Source organism: Bradyrhizobium genosp. A (assembly GCF_049949275.1).
Lineage (GTDB): Bacteria > Pseudomonadota > Alphaproteobacteria > Rhizobiales > Xanthobacteraceae > Bradyrhizobium.
This window is the reverse complement of sequence record NZ_CP188196.1, coordinates 184,089-201,789: the sequence shown is the minus strand read 5'-3', so window position 1 is coordinate 201,789 and position 17,701 is coordinate 184,089. Positions and strand designations below refer to the sequence as shown.

Annotated in this window: 13 protein-coding genes and 2 pseudogenes; 11 read left to right on the top strand and 4 right to left on the bottom strand. The window is 59.8% G+C overall.

What is annotated here, in order from left to right; all coding sequences use genetic code 11:
• Positions 1–19 precede the first annotated feature (19 nt).
• The 3 genes from ACP2YP_RS00865 to ACP2YP_RS00855 all read left to right on the top strand — a co-directional run bounded on the left by ACP2YP_RS00865 (position 20) and on the right by ACP2YP_RS00855 (position 5,954).
• Positions 20–1,543, top strand: coding sequence for a VapE domain-containing protein (locus ACP2YP_RS00865; RefSeq protein ID WP_426421783.1), 1,524 nt, complete (start codon positions 20–22; stop codon positions 1,541–1,543).
• Positions 1,540–3,600, top strand: a complete 2,061-nt coding sequence (locus ACP2YP_RS00860) for an AAA family ATPase (protein WP_426421782.1) — start codon at positions 1,540–1,542, stop codon at positions 3,598–3,600. Before ACP2YP_RS00865 ends, ACP2YP_RS00860 begins: the two co-directional genes overlap by 4 nt.
• 1,223 nt (positions 3,601–4,823) lie before the next feature.
• Complete coding sequence (locus ACP2YP_RS00855) at positions 4,824–5,954, top strand: hypothetical protein (protein ID WP_426421781.1); 1,131 nt, start codon at positions 4,824–4,826, stop codon at positions 5,952–5,954.
• A gap of 82 nt (positions 5,955–6,036) precedes the next feature.
• Here ACP2YP_RS00855 and ACP2YP_RS00850 read toward each other — a convergent pair whose 3' ends face one another.
• The 3 genes from ACP2YP_RS00850 to ACP2YP_RS00840 are packed head-to-tail and all read right to left on the bottom strand — an operon-like array spanning position 6,037 to position 7,862.
• Positions 6,037–6,645, bottom strand: coding sequence for a cell envelope biogenesis protein TolA (locus tag ACP2YP_RS00850; protein WP_426421780.1), 609 nt, complete (start codon positions 6,643–6,645; stop codon positions 6,037–6,039).
• A gap of 27 nt (positions 6,646–6,672) precedes the next feature.
• Positions 6,673–6,918, bottom strand: coding sequence for a hypothetical protein (locus ACP2YP_RS00845; protein WP_426421779.1), 246 nt, complete (start codon positions 6,916–6,918; stop codon positions 6,673–6,675).
• Between the two features lie 20 nt (positions 6,919–6,938).
• Positions 6,939–7,862, bottom strand: coding sequence for a Ku protein (locus ACP2YP_RS00840; protein ID WP_426421778.1), 924 nt, complete (start codon positions 7,860–7,862; stop codon positions 6,939–6,941).
• Positions 7,863–7,999: 137 nt separating this feature from the next.
• Between ACP2YP_RS00840 and ACP2YP_RS00835 the strand changes: the two genes are divergently transcribed.
• From ACP2YP_RS00835 to ACP2YP_RS00800, 8 genes and pseudogenes are all read left to right on the top strand, one after another.
• Positions 8,000–8,398 (top strand): hypothetical protein, encoded by a 399-nt coding sequence (locus ACP2YP_RS00835; protein ID WP_426421777.1) that lies wholly within the window; start codon positions 8,000–8,002, stop codon positions 8,396–8,398.
• A 30-nt stretch (positions 8,399–8,428) separates the two neighbouring features.
• A pseudogene (locus ACP2YP_RS00830) lies at positions 8,429–8,879 on the top strand (hypothetical protein).
• Between the two features lie 2 nt (positions 8,880–8,881).
• Positions 8,882–9,611, top strand: a pseudogene (locus tag ACP2YP_RS00825) (SOS response-associated peptidase).
• Between the two features lie 170 nt (positions 9,612–9,781).
• Positions 9,782–10,054 carry a hypothetical protein gene (locus ACP2YP_RS00820; protein WP_426421776.1) on the top strand — a complete coding sequence of 91 codons (273 nt, stop codon included), beginning with the start codon at positions 9,782–9,784 and terminating at the stop codon, positions 10,052–10,054.
• A 38-nt stretch (positions 10,055–10,092) separates the two neighbouring features.
• Complete coding sequence (dinB, locus tag ACP2YP_RS00815) at positions 10,093–11,190, top strand: DNA polymerase IV (RefSeq protein WP_426421775.1); 1,098 nt, start codon at positions 10,093–10,095, stop codon at positions 11,188–11,190.
• A gap of 66 nt (positions 11,191–11,256) precedes the next feature.
• Positions 11,257–11,847, top strand: coding sequence for an exonuclease domain-containing protein (locus ACP2YP_RS00810; RefSeq protein WP_426421774.1), 591 nt, complete (start codon positions 11,257–11,259; stop codon positions 11,845–11,847).
• A 51-nt stretch (positions 11,848–11,898) separates the two neighbouring features.
• Positions 11,899–15,141 carry an ATP-binding protein gene (locus ACP2YP_RS00805; RefSeq protein ID WP_426421773.1) on the top strand — a complete coding sequence of 1,081 codons (3,243 nt, stop codon included), beginning with the start codon at positions 11,899–11,901 and terminating at the stop codon, positions 15,139–15,141.
• 37 nt (positions 15,142–15,178) lie between these two features.
• Positions 15,179–16,609: a hypothetical protein gene (locus tag ACP2YP_RS00800; protein WP_426421772.1), complete on the top strand. Its 1,431-nt coding sequence runs from the start codon at positions 15,179–15,181 to the stop codon at positions 16,607–16,609.
• Between the two features lie 296 nt (positions 16,610–16,905).
• Here ACP2YP_RS00800 and ACP2YP_RS00795 read toward each other — a convergent pair whose 3' ends face one another.
• A complete protein-coding gene (locus ACP2YP_RS00795; protein ID WP_426421771.1) occupies positions 16,906–17,691 on the bottom strand; it encodes a hypothetical protein in 786 nt (261 codons plus the stop codon).
• Positions 17,692–17,701 lie beyond the last annotated feature (10 nt).

Below are 17,701 nucleotides of genomic sequence, written 5' to 3'. Positions count from 1 at the left end.
GGCGGTGGCAAGTGTCCAAATGCAACAAATTCAGAACAATCCCGGGCCGAGTGCAGCAGCCCCCGCGTCACCATTGTCGCCAGTGACCTCTCTCAACCGCCAATCCAGGGCGATCGAACCAAGCCTTCCTGTCTCGCCAGCCCGCATTGACGAACTTTTTCACGAAGGTGCGACAAACTTCGTGCGCCACTATTTGAACGCGCGCGAAATCGCGGTTCTGTTTGACGGTACCTTGTTTCTTCGCGGCCGCCCAATGCAGGCCATCACCCCCGACGCTATCGATGCCGTGCTTGCCGTCGACGCGCCCAACGTGTCGGACCTACTCGATGAGCTAGTTCTGCACGCCCGCCACATCGGCAGCCCTCTCAAGCGAGGAGATCTCTCAGCCGCGTTGCGTCAGGTCATGCGGCTGGAGAAGCATCGCCGCTACCAATCCGTGCTTCGACCGCTGTTCGATTCCTGCACGTTAATCGAGCTCGAACATGCTGGTGCCCAGTGGCAGCGGCTTGCCAGCCTGTTCGACATGGACGCCGATCTGGCGATCGCCCTCTTCCAGCACTTCTGTTGGAGCGTGAAGCAGAAGCAGCTTCGCCGCACCGTCGTGCATCATTGCATGCCCATCATCTTCAGCACGACGCAAGGCACCGGCAAGACCGTCTTCGTCAAAAAATTCCTCACGCCGCTGCGCGAGCTTGCTACCGACTCGGCGCTGTTCAGCGACCTCGCGGACCGCCGAAGCGCCGACATTTTCCGATTCCCGGTCATTTTGCTGGACGACATGGAGCGGATCCCGACGTCAATGGTGCCGGCGCTCAAGGCCGTGCTGACGTCCGATCGGCTTCGGCGACGCCGGCTCGGCACCTCAGCCTCGGATGCTGTCCGGCAGGCTTGCGTTCCGATCGGGACGTCCAATCAGATGATCCATGAACTGGTTGATGATGACACCGGTCATCGCCGTTTCGCGATGCTCCCGTTTCGAAACGGGGCCACGTTCAAGGGGGGAGACGCGTCGGTGTGGGACACCGTCAACGCGATCGACTATGAGCTGCTCTGGCGCTCGGTCGACGCGTTCGCGCCAAGTCCGCTGCTGCCGTTTCGCGACAAATTGCTCCAACACGAGCAAGCCGCTCCCAAGGCGGCAGGGGTGCTCGGTTGGGTCGCCGACCTAGATCTGGGATCGGAGCTGGTCAGGAATATCACCACTCGTCACGGTGTCCGCGCGCAAGGGCTGCGGGACCTGTTTATCGCGCAGACCGGCATCGAGATCTCGGCCCAGAAATTTGCCAAGGAGATGGAACGCTGCTGCTTGCGCCCCGAAGTGCCGTTCGGCGACAAAATCAAGATCGAAACCGGCGCGGTCTACCGATTAAAGTCCAGGCAATCGCCCGGTGCGACCGACCAGAGCGGACCGGGTAGGCGAGCCACGTCGGAAGTAGGCTCGCCAGCTTCGTCATGTCCGTCAGCTTCGTCATGTCCGTCAGGTTCGTCAGTCCATTCAATGCCCTCGGCTGACGACGACGCCTGCATGGTACCTGAATCATGATGTTGGCCGACAAGTACCGCCCCCGACGGTTCAAGGATGTTTGGGGTCAGGATGTGGTGGTCAAGCAGCTATCGGGGCTCGCTCGAGCGCGGCGAGGCAGTCACCTGTTACTTACAGGAGCCTACGGATCGGGGAAGACGACCCTGGTCAGAATTTTTGCCCGGGCGCTGAACTGCGAGGACCTGACCGAAGATGGCTCGCCTTGCGAGCAATGTCCGTCTTGCCGCGCGAGCGGAGATTGCCTTGTCGAATACGACGTTCCAGGCCGCGGTGGCGACAAGGACGCCATCCGGGCGTGGGTCGACGCGCATAATCGCGAAGCGACCACCACGAAGTGGAAGATCCTGTTCCTCGACGAGGCTCACGCCTTGAAGCCGGCCGCGGTGGATAGCTTGCTCAAGGACGTTGAAGAGCCGCGAGCTGGCGTCCTCTTCGCCTTGGCGACCACCGAACCCTGGGAACTCAAGCCTACCCTGAAATCCCGAACGCTCCCCTTGGAGGTGCGTCCGCTGAGTGCCCCGGACGCCGTCGACTTCCTGGAATCGATCGCGAAGCTGGAGGGCATTTCTTACGATCGAGATGCACTGCTGCTGCTTGGCTGCGTGAAGCAGGGCCACCCTCGCGATTTGCTCAATGGTCTGGGCCAAGTGGCGGGTCTCGGCCGCGGCGTGACCGTTGAGGCGGTCAAGTCGCTTTTCGCGGTCCACGACGCCGAGTCGTTGATCGAGTATTTTCTGGCGCTTGGAACGGGGGATGCGTCCTCACAAATTGCCGCCATGGGACGCTGGCGCGAGCGGCTGAGCTCTAAGATCCAAGCGGTACAGACGCTTCTGACGTCGATACATTACAATGAATTGCTTGGTCGCAAGATCGTCATCGACGCGTTGCTTGATACACTAAGCAACGAGCGGGCTAGGATCCTGGCGGCCTTCTGCTCGCGGCTCGGGGTCAGTGTACCAAGCGAGCTGATCCCGTACTGGACCGTGATGCTGGATTTCTGGTCGCGAGCGCGCTCCATCGACGAGGAAGCCGCACAGCTCCAGCTCTGTCTATTTGAAGATCTCGTAAACAGACGTTTGCAGCATGAAGGGCTGGAGTTCAAGCTCCGAAGTCTCCCGCGCAAGACTGGCGCGCGGTCACAGCTGGTATCCACGCCGCATTCCATCGAGCCGATCGTTGACGCTCCGGCGGCCGATATCGCGCTTGCCGGCCCAGGAGACCAGTACCTTGGACCTGCGCATGTTCGGGAGGTCATCAACAGAGCGTCGGCGTTTGTTCAGCACCATGGCCAGGCTTTGAACGCGGCGTTCACCATCTATCCATCGTGGCGAGCGCGGTCATCTGAAGCCAGCGCTATCGCGGCCATTAGGCGATTTCGCGAGGAGCTGAGCGAGAACTTCTCTCTGGCGAGCGCGCAGTTTGCCAGCGTCACGACGTATGAACGCGAGCTTGGTGGCGTGCTCGGACGCGTGGTCGCGCACTTGCCGGGGCTCGTCGAGTCGCCTGCGGCGGAAGATGCGCTTCATGCATGGTGCGAAAGCCTTCAATCGGACGACGGGGATGGTTTGTTAGTGCGTCTGAACGCGTGCCAAGGTGTGCCGGACGCGCGTGCCATGAGGTTCCATTGGAACTGCGTACTCACGCTTTGTGCCGTGGCCCAAGACGGGGAGGGCGGGTTCGGCAGCGCTCGCCGACTGCTGGATGATCTCCGGGTGCCAAGAGCGCTTCGGAGGCAAACGGGGCCGATACGACACCCCGTGTTGGAGTTTTCCGGCGCCCTGAGCTCGGCCGCGATCGAGGGCGCACGCGCGAGCAACATGGAGTTTCTGTCCGCATTTGACGCTCAAGCATGGCCTTGGATTCGCAAGGGCTGGGAGCGGAACGAATATCTTGATCGGCAACGAGAACTCGAGGAGCGGACGCGAAAGTTGTCGGACATTAAGCGATTGTGGTCGGACGCGGACAAGCGGCGGATCGAAATTGGAAAGCTCGAGGCTAGCTGGAGCCAGGGACCGGAGAGCCGCCCACGACGATGGCGTGGCTGGTGGCTTCAGTAGGGAATCGCCCCATGCTCGACGTCGGATTTCTGCTGGATCCTCCCGTCACTCTCGCACGGCCGCTCGTCTATCGTTATCGAAGCGGTCTGTTGCGCGGATCGGTCAAGAGGTCACTGCGCGCAATCGCGGAGCGGGATGGTGCTGAGGTGGCGCCCTGCACTCCGGTTGAACTGCCCTATCTGAGCGCTGGCGATGGCCTGTTCCCAAGCCTTGTCCTCTGCGATTGGCCAGTCGGGCGCAGCAAGATATCCGAGCTTGACGCCGTCCTAGGAGCCTTGACAGACCAAGACCGCCCTCTCGCTGTGCTCGTTCCAGAAAACCACGCCTTATTCAAGCGACCGTCATGGCCCGACGCCAGAGGAAAGTGCCTCGTAGTTGAGGAGCCGATCGTCTCACCCGAGACGTTGGATGCAATCCTGCGATATCTCGTGCGTGACGTCGCCGTCGCGGTTGACTGCCTATTGGATCAAAAGACATTTCGCGACTATTTCGAGAGGGTTGTCGCGGATGGCGGATGTCTGGACTTGCCTAGTCTCAAGCAAGAGTTCGACAGGGTGGTTCTGCTCCATGTCGATCCGGAAACCGGCATCTTTTCGAACGAGGGCGCGATGGCCGATCGGCGCGCGTCTCGCAACGAGTTGCTCCGACCCCTTCGCGGGCTAGTCGAGTCAAGCGAGCCGCTCATGTTGTCCGATCTGCTCCAAGGCCTCGCCGCTCGATTCCCAAGTGGCCGAACTGGACGCGAGCTAGCGGATGAGCTGGGGAGACTGTCCCAAAATCTCTTCGTGACGATGGCGCGCAAAGCGTCTCGTGGCGGAAGCGGCGGTAGTAGACGAGCGCGAGACACTTCTAACGAACCCGAGCGGCCGAAAACCAGCGTCCTGTTATGGACGGCCGTTCTTTTGGCTTGGACCCCTCGCTTTTGTGCCATCGGATCTCGGGGTTCCGCAATCAGGCCGCTAGCAGACGCAAGTCTCGTCGAGGTCGACCAATTGGGTCGCGAGTTCATCCGCCGATTGCCTCGACTACACGGGGGCGACCCGATGTGTGGCTTGTGGTCGGCGGTTGAGCAGGTCACCCGGCTTGCTCGATCAGAAGGGGAGGAGCCAGAGACCGTGCAAGGAGCCTTGGTGCGGGTCCTGGCGCGAGAGCTGGCAGAGGTGAAACCCGGCGAGCCACGTTGGGTCGCGCGCTTGCGGCTCCTTTTCGCGGACGAGCCCGCGGTGGATGACGACGAGGGCGGTGAACGCGTTCTACCGGAGGCGCACTGCTCTCAAAATGGGCCGACTTCTTTTGAGCAAGTGATCGGACACCAAGTCGCGGTGGATGGTTTGCGCCGACGCTTGCGGCACCCCGAGAACGGCACTCCGATCATTTTGTGCGGGCCAGAGGGCGTGGGCAAGAGAACACTTGGGCGGCTTTATGCAAAGGGTCTCTTGTGCGAGGACACCACGGGCGAGCCACCTTGCGGAACGTGCGAGTCATGCATCGAGTTTGAAGTTGGCCGTGCCCTGGATTTCATCGAATTTGATGCCGGCGCCGCTAATGCCGCCAACTACGTACAAGAGTGCCTGTTATCTGATATCCGCTATGCCTCATTTGCGCGTCATCGACCAATATTGATTGCGAATCCCGACAAGGCCCCGCGTGTGGTCGATATGTGTCTCAAGACGCTCGAGGCCAGATCGGACGTCACCCGTTTTATTCTTACGGTCACGAACCTGGAGGAAATGAGTTTAACGGGCCAGTCGCGTTCGGACATCTATCGCCTCGTGCCACTTGACCGGATCGATGCCGGCCAACTTGCGAAACGTTTCCTCGCGGAAGGTGGAGCGCCGAGTAGCGAGAGGATTGTCGACCTCATCACTGGTTCGGCCGGGGGCCTCCCGCGACGTGTATACGAGGCATGCCGGACCATTCACGTCACCGGCTCAGAAACGGTCGATGATGTCCGTCGCGCGCTGAAGCTGGACTGGGCGAGAGTGGCCATACCCTACTGCAGCACCCTGCTATCACGCGAAAAAATAGATGACGATCGCTTGGCGTTGCCGAGCGGATGGACCGCCTCGGAGGCAGTCAGCCGCATGCTAGCGATGCTCACCGAAATCTATCGGTCCCATACAACTGGACAGATTCAGCACCCAGCCCTCCTGCATCTCGAGGGCGAGTCCCTCCATGAACTCACAACTCTCCTGATGGCTCGCGCCGAGGAGATCGAATTACCGTTTCAAGATCTATGGAGCATGTTGGCCCAACATTGGGCCCGGGCGGAAATAGTTGAACCCATGGGTTTCCTGGAAGCTGCTCTAGAAGCGCGCGTCATGATCGGCGGCGAGGAAGGACCGATGATCTGAAACGGTTGCTTCTTTTAGCGGCTTGCCGGACTACTGGCGCGTAATGAGGAATGGCGGAACAGTTAATACTAGCTGCAAGGCCCTAATCCCGTGCACGTTGCAGTGCGGCTTGCAGCCGTTCTCTTTCCTTTTTCCACCGGTCATCCTCGGCGCGTGACCGCTTCTCGATGGTCTCGAGCTCGGCTTGGATAGCCGCTGCTTTTTTGCCATGCTCGCGCTCGGCCTTGTCCAGTGCCGCTTGCGCTTTGTCCATCGCCTTCTTGCGCCGCTCGCGATCCCTTTCTCGCGCGGCCTCTTCCCGCCGGCGCTCGGCTTCGCGGCGTTTCCTCTCCTCGAAGTCGGCCGCGGCCTTTCGGGATTCTCGTTCGCCGATCTTGAGAGCAGCTCGCTTCACCGGCTTCGGCCGATGTCTCTCCCGCCGAGACCGGTTCTCGCCGGATCCCAGGTCGGTCGGGAGATCGGAGTGCTCGGCGAAGCGCCCGTTCGATCCCGCCGGGCGCTTGAGCACCACGCCTGGCTTCGACATCGTTGCGGCGACCACGTCGGGGTCGTCCGCCTCCTTGGCGACACCCTGATGGAAGAGATTGCTGCCAGCACCCCAGGCGTCGAGCGCAGCCTTCATCGACGGCGCCGCGATCGCGAGATCGTAGAAACCCAGCGACGTCTGAAATGTCTTGAGCTTCCTTACCATGGATGTCGGCAGCCCTGCGGCCTGGTCCTAGCGCCCGCGCGCGATCCAGGTGCCGAGTAGGAACGCGACGAAGAGCGAGGACAATGGGGCCTGCACCGTCACCTTGCGCAGCCGCTCGGCCCAACGCAGTGCCGCCTCGGTCGAAGGCTGGCGCAGCGACCTTCGGGTCCCAGCCGATTCCGTCTGGCCGCTCGGCTGCGGTGCGCCGCCAGCGTCCGGGTCGTCGACCAGGCTAGAGGCTTCGGTCATCGCGGAAGCTTCTTTCACATCCATGCGGTCCTCCTATTCCGACCTCAGGCTGACTTCCGCTGCGGTTTGGCCGCCGGCTTCTTCGCTGCCGTCTCCTTCGGCTTCTTGCCCTCGATCGGCATCAGCATCTCCTTCTGACCACTCGATGCCTTGCGCGGTTTCTTTGCCGGCTTGGCGGCCTTCGCCGGTGCGGCCTCCCGGCCGACGCTCCGCCGCAGCGCCTCCATCAGGTCGACCACGTTGGTCGCCGCGGGCCGCTCCTTCGGAGTGATCGGCTTGCCGGCGCGCTTCCTGTTGATCAGGTCAATGAGCGCTGTCTCGTAGTGGTCCTCGAACTTCTCGGGCTCGAAGCGGCCCGCCTTCTGGTTCACGATGTGCCTAGCGAGATCCAGCATGTCCTTCGTCACCTTGACGTCCTGGATCTCGTCGAAATACTCCTGCTCGCCGCGCACTTCGTAGGGGTAGCGGAGCAGCGTGCCGACGAGACCCTTGTCGAGCGGTTCGAGCGCGATGATGTGCTCGCGGTTGGTCAGCACCACCCGACCGATCGCGACCTTGTCCATCTCGCGGATGGTCTCGCGGATCACGGCGAAGGCATCGTGGCCGACTTTGCCGTCAGGCCGCAGGTAGTAGGGCCGGATCAGGTAGCGGGGGTCGATCTCAGCCTTGTCGACGAACTCGTCGATCTCGATGGTGCGCGTGGACTCAAGCGCGATCTCATCGAGCTCCTCCTTCGTGACCTCGATGAACTGGCCCTTGTCGAGTTCGTACCCCTTGACGATGTCCTCGTTGGCCACTTCCTCGCCGGTGTCGGCGTCGACCTTCAGGTACTTGATGCGGTGTCCGGTCTGGCGGTTGAGCTGGTTGAACGAGATTTTCTCGCTCTCCGAAGTCGCGGGATAGAGCGCAACCGGACAGGTCACCAGGGACAGGCGCAGAAAGCCTTTCCAGTTGGCACGGGGGGCCATGAAACGCGGTACTCCGAAACAAGTGTGGCCGGATTCAAGACGAACGGCAGACCATGGTTCCGACAGCCGGACACAATGCAACACCATTTTTATGGCTAGGGCTCGACTCTCATGTTCTTGTTATGTTCTAGTCGGACATGGCCGATCGACCCGCGAGCTGGCGCATGCCGACCCCCAAGCAAATGGAAAAAATCGTCGCTGGCGTCCGCAAAAGCGTGCCGCCGAAACCCGAATTGGCTCCGGACGATGATCTGCCGCTGGAGTACTGGCGGGCACTTCTGGACGACCCCCGCGCCGAAACCAGGATGGCAAGCCCCTTCGGCGGGACGCTGCGGCTGAGCCAAATTGCTCAACATATTCTGAGGGTGGGCTGCCGCCGCTGCGCCAGGGTGGTCGAGATCCAGAAGGTAGATGCCGCTCGTCTCTATGGTTCGGACGCGCTCTGGAAGGACGTCGGACAGCGGCTGTTGGACAATACCTGCACCCAGCGGACCGGGCGCCACGAGGAAGACGGCTGCTGGCCTGTGTTCGAGTAGTCGCCGGCGCGTCCGGAACTGGATGCCGCCATGGCACCGAAACATCACCCGACGCCCCTCTCCGGAGGAGACCGCAAGGCGCTCACCAAGGAGCTCGGCCGGGCACGCGCGATGACGACGATTCTCGCGGGACAGGCCGCCGAAGCCCGGGCCAAAGGCGAAGCTCCCATCCGTCAGGCCGACAAGTTGCTCTGCGAATCCTGGAACGAGCGCATGTGGGCGAATGGCGGGCCGATTGATCCATCACCCACCGTCGACCAGGCCATCAACGGGGGGCTTTGCCTCCCTCGAGATCGAATGCTCGCGTTGCAAGATGAAACGGGACGTCGATCTGGCGGCGCTGCGCCATCCGCCGACCACATTTGTCCACGACTTGGGCAGCCGGCTCCGCTGCAGCAAATGTGCTAAGGCCGGGCGTCGGCCGTCCGCCACGCTGCTGCAACTGACGTCGCGCTCCCGCATCGCCGCTCCGGAGACTTGATCGTGTGCAATCTTTATTCGATGACAAGAAACGTCGACGCGATCCGTCGCCTGTTCAGCGCGCCGAACAGCGATGTCGGCAACCTGCCATCGATGCCAGGCATTTTTCCCGACTATCCTGCACCGATAGTACGCAATGGTGCCGAGGGACGCGAGATCGTCATGGCACGCTGGGGCATGCCGAGCTCGCGGCGGGCTTTGATGGACGCGACGAAGACGCGCGCTGAGAAATTGCAGGCCAAGGGCAAGACCGTCGATTTCAAGGAATTGCTCCGGATGGAGCCGGATGGTGGCACGACCAACATCAGGAATGTCAGCAGCGCTCACTGGAAGCGATGGCTCGGACCGGAGCATCGCTGCCTGGTGCCGTTCACTTCCTTTTCCGAGTACGACACGATCGACGGCAAGAAAGTGCCGGTCTGGTTCGCGCTGGACGAGACGTGACCTCTGATCGCATTTGCCGGGCTGTGGACCAATTGGACCAGTGTCCGCAAGGCGAAGGAAGGCGAGATCACCACCGACGTCTTCGGATTCCTCACCTGCGAGCCGAACGCGGAGGTCAAGCCCGTCCACCCCAAGGCGATGCCGGTGATCCTGGCGACCGCAAAGGAGTACGAGGTCTGGCTCCGCGCCCCTTGGGACGAGGCGAAGTCGCTGCAGCGGCCCCTTCCCGGACGGCGTGCTGCGGATCGTCGCCACCGGCGAGAAGGAAGACCCGGCACTCGCCGCGTGAGCGAGGCCATTTGGCAGCAAGCTGCCGCCAAATTGGAGTTCGCGGCTGTACACAAGCCGGCGGAACACGTGGACAAGCGGCGGCTCCAGCGATCTCGAATCCCTGCTCTGTGCTAATCGCCCGGAACGAAGCGCGCGGCACAAGGATTCGTCCGGGCGGGAGCGATCTCGATGCTGATGACCAAGGAGAGACGACCGGCGATCCGGACGCTGCGCGGCTGGGCGACCTCTGTGCTGCAGGAAGTCGGCGCTATCCGCGAATGCGAGGAACACGGCTGGATGCAGGATCGCGCCGACCCGCACGCCCGCGATCGCGCCTATGATATCGCTCGTCGGGATCCGCCGGCAGGCGTTTCTCCCGACGAAGCCACAGATTCGATCACAGAGCTCTTGGATTCGGTCGGCGATACCTGCCCCGAGTGTCCGCCCAAGGACTTGGTCTAAACTGCGACGGCTGGACGGCGAACGTCTATAATCTAGGGATGGTCCGGTCCGATCCAGAGCAAGGCGACGCGCCCCACCGCAAGATCATCCATATCGACATGGATGCGTTCTATGCGTCGGTAGAACAGCGCGATAATCCGGACCTGCGCGGAAAGCCGGTCGCGGTCGGCGGCTCGGCAGAGCGCGGCGTCGTGGCGGCCGCGAGCTACGAAGCCCGCAAATTTGGCGTTCGCTCCGCGATGCCCTCGGTGACCGCGAAGCGACAGTGTCCCGATCTGATCTTCATCAGGCCGCGCTTCGAGGTCTACAAGGCGATCAGCCGCCAAATACGAGAGATCTTCGCCGAGCACACGACGATCATCGAACCCCTGTCGCTCGACGAGGCCTATCTGGATGTCACCGAAAATCTTCAAGGCATCCCACTCGCCAGGGACATCGCGTTGCGCATCCGCGAGAAGATCAAGGCAGAGACCGGCCTCAACGCCTCGGCCGGCATCTCCTACAACAAATTTCTGGCGAAGCTCGCTTCCGATCACCGCAAGCCCAATGGTCAGTTCGTCATCGCGCCTGAGATGGGGGCGGCCTTTGTGGAGACGCTTCCTGTAGGCAAATTCCACGGAATAGGCCCCGCAACGAGCGCTAAGATGAATGCCTTGGGCATATTCACCGGTCTCGACATGCGCAACCAAACGCTGCAGTTTATGAACGCGAACTTCGGCAAGTCGGGCTCGTACTACTATTGGATTTCGCGCGGCGTCGACGAACGGCCTGTTCGAGCCAACCGCACCCGGAAATCCGTCGGCGCGGAGAATACGTTCTCGACCGACCTTACCGAAGCCGAGGCGATGGTCGCCGAGCTTGAACCGCTGATCGACAAGGTCTGGCGACATTGCGAATCGGCCGGCACGCGTGGGCGAACGGTGACGCTCAAAGTGAAGTTTGCCGACTTCGAGATCATCACGCGCAGCCAATCCGCCTCTTCGGCTGTGGCCAACCGCGATGGCCTCGCCGAAATGGCCATCGGCCTGCTGCAGGACAACATGCCTTTTCCGAAGCCGGTTCGGCTTTTGGGGGTGTCACTGTCTTCCTTGCAGGTCGGAAATGGTGCGGAGCCGCAACTGGATTTCGGGCTTTGATCCGGAATAGATTCACGGCGGTCGCCAAACCCGCTGCGCAGGTATGCGAAGGGCACTAAGAATCAAATGCTCGAAGCTGATTTAACTTTGGCCGCGATGGCCGAAAGGTTGGCCAAATCCGCCGACTACCGCGTCCTTCGGCGCCTGGTTCACCGCGAGACTTCCACTCGAATCACAGGTCAAAGCACCAAGACAGCCATCCTGCTGGACGTGGAGACGCCCGGCCTTGACCAGCGGAAGGACGAGATCACCGAGCTCGGAATGATCAAGTTCGACTACCAACCCGACGGTCGTATCGCAGGGCTCCGGGACGTCTTCTCGTCATTTAATGAGCCGTCCGAGCCGGTCCCGCCGGATGTAATCGCGCTCGTTGGGATCACGAACGGGTTGGTCGCGGGCCATCGGATAGATGAGGCGGCGGTATCATCGTTCGCAGAAGATGCCGTGATCGTTAACGCCCATAATGCCGGATTCGACCGCAGATTTGCCGAGCGCTACCAAAGCTTGGGGGTGTTCGGCGACCGAGATCGAGCGGAAGCATGGTTTCGAGGACTCGCGCCTCGTTGGGCTTTTGAGGACTCGTCCTCGTGGCAGATCTCGGATGTCGTTGCGCGTCGGCTTGACAGGGAGGCCAGTCTAGGGGCTATTCTCCCGTAGATTGAACTCCTCTCGGCAGCGTAGCTTGCAGTGGGTGAGGATCCAACCGCTGTGACACATCGGCAAAAAGGTCTGATTGCGGTACAGCAGGAAGAACTTGGTGCAGAGGCCAAGGTCCCGACAACTCGAATCGACCTAGGCCCTTTCGCTCAGCATTGCTCGTTCACGCTAGCTGCTGACGCGATCGACTCCCGTTTTTCGCAGGATGCCGCCGAAATCGAATCCGGCAAGCAGGAGAGGCCTCGCTCCCGGAAGAAATCGTCCTTAAGCGCGGGCTTTCGTAATCGAAACAAGAACTCCGTGCGGAATCTTGCGACCGAACGGAAGTACGTGTCGATTTTGCGAGCCGATCTGCATCGCTCTTCGAATTTGGTTACAGGGCTCGAGCTAGAGGAGTCAATTGCCCGCCTTGCACCGGCGCTGGAGCAAATGCGCAGAGCCGTGCACCAGTACGGAGGAATCATTCACCGTGAAATGGGTGATGGGCTTTTTGCCGTGTTCGGGGCCCCGGTCGCTAATGATCTGCATGCGGTCACTGCCTGCATGGCCGCGCTCGAATTGCTGCGCCTGATAGAGGCGCTTGGCGATGATGAGATCCGCGTGCGAATCGGTGTGCATTCGGGCTTGGTAGTGGCCGGCCCGCGACAGCTGGACTACACCAGCATGTATGACTTCGATGGTCCATCGTTGATCGTGGCTGAACGGCTTCAAGCTGCGGCGGAAGCCGGCCAAGCTCTCGCCTCCGAAGCGAGTCGGGCTCTCTCCAAGGACTACATCCGATTCGGGAATGCGGAAAAGCATTCTATGAAGGGCTTTCCAGATCCCATTCTGGTCCATCCCATCCATGGAATTGGCGAACTCTCAAAGTGGCGAGTTACCTTAGGTCGTCGTACCGCAGCATTCGTCGGCCGCGGGACACAACTGTCGCACTTACTTGCGCTCGGAGAAGGTAGCGAAGCCGTAGGCGGTCACATTGCAATCGTCGTCGGTGAACCAGGTGTTGGCAAGTCTCGCCTAGTCCGTGAGGCAGTCCAGGTCTTTTTCCAACGTGGCTGGCAAACGATCGAAGCAGAGTGCAGTCCTATCGTTGGCCATTCGCCTTTTTCTCTTATCAAGAACATTATTGCTAACGCCATATCGTCATTGAGTGAAGCGGAACGAGTGAAGCTCAAGGCGGATTTAGCACCCGCACAGTCAGCAGCAATATCGGTGCTCCTCGAGGGAGCGCCGACGGAAGCTTTCCCGGTCTGGGCACAACTAAGCCCTCGCGCAAGGGGGCGCACAATCGTCGACATGACCTGCGCGGTACTAACTCGCCACATCGAATTGCGGCCGACAATTGTTCTTATTGAGGATCTACAGTGGGCGGACGAGGCTAGTGCACCCGCGGTGGAAGCGATCGCTGCACTGACGAAGCGGTTGCCGGTACTCATTCTTCTGACAGCTCGGACAGGTGATCTGCCGACGTGGACTATGCGTTTGTCCGCTGCGCGTCTGGAACTATCATCCTTGGACCGTAGTGCGGGAATGGCCATGCTCGACCAGCTGCTTGGTCAATCACCTCGCCTTCAGGTCTTAAAGGGAAAGCTCCTGGACCATACGGGTGCAATGCCGCTCTTCTTAGAAGAGGTATGCCGTGGGCTGGTCGAGGCCGGCCAGCTGAAAGGTTCGTGGGGGGAGTTCGAACCTGCGGCACAGCAAGCTGAGTTAGGTGTTCCTGTGACGGTCCAAGGTGTGATCGCCGGCCGTATGGATCGACTTTCACCACGCGAGAAGCGTTTGTTGCAGGTGGCGGCAGCGATAGGGCCGCAGGCGCCAAGCCGTTTGCTCCAGGCCGTCTCGTCGTTAGAGGAGTCCGTCTTCCGGCAAATTCTTACCTCATTGCTTGCAGCAGGTTTGTTGAACTGGTCGCCCCTAGAAGACGAGGGTACGACCTCATTTCCGCACGAATGCATCCGACAAGTGGCCTATGACACCGCGCTAGAGTCCGATCGGATCACGCTGCATAAGCGCATCCTAGCGGAGCTAGACGCCGAAGCGGCAGGTACCGGCCAGGACCTGTCCGCGCTTATGGTACATCACGCGGCTCAGGCCAAGGAATGGTCGCGAACAGCCGAATTGGCGACGGAGATCGCAAGGAAAACTTTTGGACAATCAGCATTTTCGGACGCGAAGCGGTATTTCGAACTTGCCATAGCGTCAGTCGACAAGTTGCCGCCAAGCTCAACTCGAGATGCGACAGCCATCGACCTTAGGATTGAAGCCCGTATGGCCTACGGCAACATAGGCCAGGTGAGCCGGTGGCTCAAACTGGCGGAGGATGCGGAGGCTCGCGCGCTCGCGATTGGTGACCAGATGCGACGAGTTCCTGCATTGGCGATGCGGGCGGCGGCACTAAACTTTTGTGGGACGCCATCAGAAGCAATTGAGGCCGGGCTTTCTGCAGTGCGCGAAGCGGCCGCAGCTGGCCATTCGGGATGGCTTGCCTACGCAGAGTATGGGTTAGGTCAGGCGCGCTTCGTAGCCGGTCAGTACAACGACGCGGTCGACGTGCTGGAGCGGGCCTTTAGAAAATTCCGCTTCGAAGGCGCTTTGCCTCCACCCGGAGGTGGTGCGGCACAAGCTGCCCTGCTTAGCAGTATGATGATTTGTGTCTGCAAGGCTGCTTTAGGTGATGAGGAGGGATCTGCCGCGGCACAGGACAAGGCAGAAGAAATCGCTGCCGAGAACAAAACGCCTCCCGCCAATATCGCTGCCGGCTTCAGTCGTGGAGTGCTTCTCTTGTCGCGAGGGGAGATAGAGCACGCTGAGAAGTCGTTGACTTACTCACTGAAGCTTGCTCGCCAGCACGAGCTCCATTTGTTCGTACCTGTACTTGCAAATCAGCACGGGCTGGCTCTTCTGCAACTATCAAAACCGATGGCAGCCCGTGAAGCGTTCCAGTCGGCTTATGAGGAAGCCGAACTGCTGGGACATCGTTCGGCATCGTTACGCGCACAATTGGGATTCACGCTGTGCGATCTCGCTACTGGATCGCAACAACATACGGCAGCTGAAGCAATCACTCGTTGTGAGCAGCACGCCCGACAAGGCGGGTATCAACCCGTAGAGTTGGAAGCTCTAGTCATAAAGGCCGCGTTGTTTGAACACCTTGGTATGGATGCAACGCATGTGCGCAATGCGGCATGGGAATTGACGAAGAGCCTTGCTGCGATAGGGACGCAGCGCGACGTTTCTCGAATTGTCGCACGCTTACTGCGGACACCGAACTTGCGAAAAGGCGGGCAAAATTAAATTGAGTTAGAGCGTTTGTGAACTACAAGGAGGCAGTATGACTAGAGATGAAGAAGGGTCTGGTAAGCAAGCCGATGGCCTGGACCGGCGAATGGTACTCACGGGGGGCGCAGCCGTGGCAGCAACCACCGCTCTGCCGGTGGCAAGTGTAGCGCAGACCAGCCCGGGAACGCCTCCGCCCGCGGCAACTGAAGCTCTGAGAAGCCCGAACACCGTTCAAATGCTCGGAGCGATCTATAAAGATTTCGGGTATCTAAGCCATTTCAATCAAGACAAATATTCGCCGGGCAACATCAATGACGTTCACGATCACATCCGCGGGTTGAACGGCAAACAACCATGGTTTCCGAATAGGGGCGCTCTCAAATGGGGGCTTTATCAACAGCTCGTGGAACCCGACCTGAAAAAATGGGGCTCAACACCTAAGAAGGGTCAAGTCGCGTTCACCAATTGGCCTGACTTCTCTCAGGAGGCTCGTGATGATCTGGAAAAGCAGCCCGCTGCCTTTGCTGATCCGAAAAACGCGATGAACCCTTTCAACACGAGCCAGGTCGCGAACAATTTCTTAGAGCATCTCGATGAGGTCATTCGGATTGCACTTTGGGACTACGCAATACCGATGAAAATCTATGTTGGATCGAAAGAGGGACGCCACCATGGTTTGACCACTGAATGGCAGCCTGCACCGCCCTGGACGAATTCTCCTCCACCATCAGCTCAATTGTCCATAACCATGAGTTGTCCCGAGGGAGGCTGGGAGGGGTATGCTGTCTGGCGGAATCCATCGCCGAGCGCGGATATCACAAAGTTCGTGGCGACCTGGATAGTGCCACAGAATCCACAGGGGCAGGACGGACAGATCATATTCATCTTCAACGGTCTTGAGAGTGTCTCTGGCACAGACGCGGCTGGCAACAAGGTGACAGGAGGCATTTTGCAACCTGTCCTTCAGTATACTGACTCTGGAGACAACGCTGGATGGTACGTCCGGAGCTGGTATCTTACGGCAGCTTTTGACCCCGCGCAGTATTCAGTTCTTCCGCCTCCGGCAAGCTCTGTCGACCAAGCTCACCTCGCTCTCGAAAATCGCTGCTATTCAGTGGCAGTCCCAGTGAATCCCGGACAAACAATCACCGGCACCATAGAGGGTGGGAAAAACGCAACCACTGGGAAGTTCAACTACACGTGCTCGCTGGACATAGACCACCAGCATCAATCGGTCACCGAGTTGCAGCTCACCGATATTCCCGAGCCCGTTATAGCTGTGTGTGCCGTCGAGAGCTATGGAATAACGACTAAACCCAATGACTACCCTGCCGGTGCCATCACGCTGAGTTCGATCAGCCTGCAGGTGCAAGGCACCTCGGTAAGCCCAATTCAGTGGATTGTGAACAAGAACAACTTGGGCTTGGATTTCAAGACCAGTCACATGATGAGCGGGACCAAGGTAGAGTTTAAATTGGCGTAAGCAGCTTGCAATATTTCGATGTGCAAATTCGATCGTGGCATGTTCTCGCTTCGTCGCGATCACGCATTATCGGGCGCCGCTCGATAATGCGTGATCGCTCCAAAGGACCCAGCGCCGGAACAGGAGCGGAATGTCCTACGCTGGTCTCGGTTGCAGCTATGCAAAGCTATCGTGGTTACCCAGACCGACATTCCCAAGTTCGTCCGGCTTTTCCCCAGCACGTTGGCTCGGTCAAAAAGCGATGGGGGCTCAAAGAAAAGCGACGGAAGTCGCCTCCCTTGAAATGGGGACGAACGTCACGCTGAGAGAGCTTGCACCTGAGAGCGAAGCTTCTTGAGGGCGGCGTCCAATGTGTGGGCGTTTGTCTTGGATGACAAGGATTCTCGGCTCTTGCATCCCAAAAAATAGGAGATCCGCTCGGCGTTTGCCCCACTAGGATGCGGCAGCCCAGTTAAGACTCGCTGCCGGTCCAACAGCCCTCGTCCGGACAGATACTCCAGAGCTCGAGCCGCTTGGGGGCCGAGCGGAAGCCATACTGCTTTGCGCAAGGACAGTGCTTCTTCTACCAAGTACTTGTCGATCATCGATTTGAGTAAGGGCGTTTTCAGCATGTCGGGGTTACCGTTGTAGTTCGATTCGCCGACGAAGACCGGGTAACGCAGAGCGGAGGTGAAATGAACCAACCCGCATGAGGGATCGAAGATCTCAGCGCATGATGCTGCACCAAGCAAAGGAGCTAATCCGATATGGTCGAGCATCGAGACGAGACTTGTCCGCATGGATCCACTGAATCTGCCGGTCTGCTTGGCGAGCCGAGAGGCTTCGCTCTTTTCCTTGCCAGCCCTTAGAGCCGCGGACGCCGCCACGAGTGCGTTTACCGCCTGTGTTCGACCAGGAGTAATTCCAACCACGACGAGCCGCGCGTCAGGAGCGACGAAGTCAAACGGCGCGTAGCAAGTGGTCAGCAATCCGTCACGCGCCAGGGTGAGTTTTTGGAGCAGGTCTACCGCCAGCTCGCGAGGTGTCGCGGTGCCGATCGCCGAAGCGTAACGATCGAAGAGACTTACATTGTTCGAGTCCATGGGGAGGTCT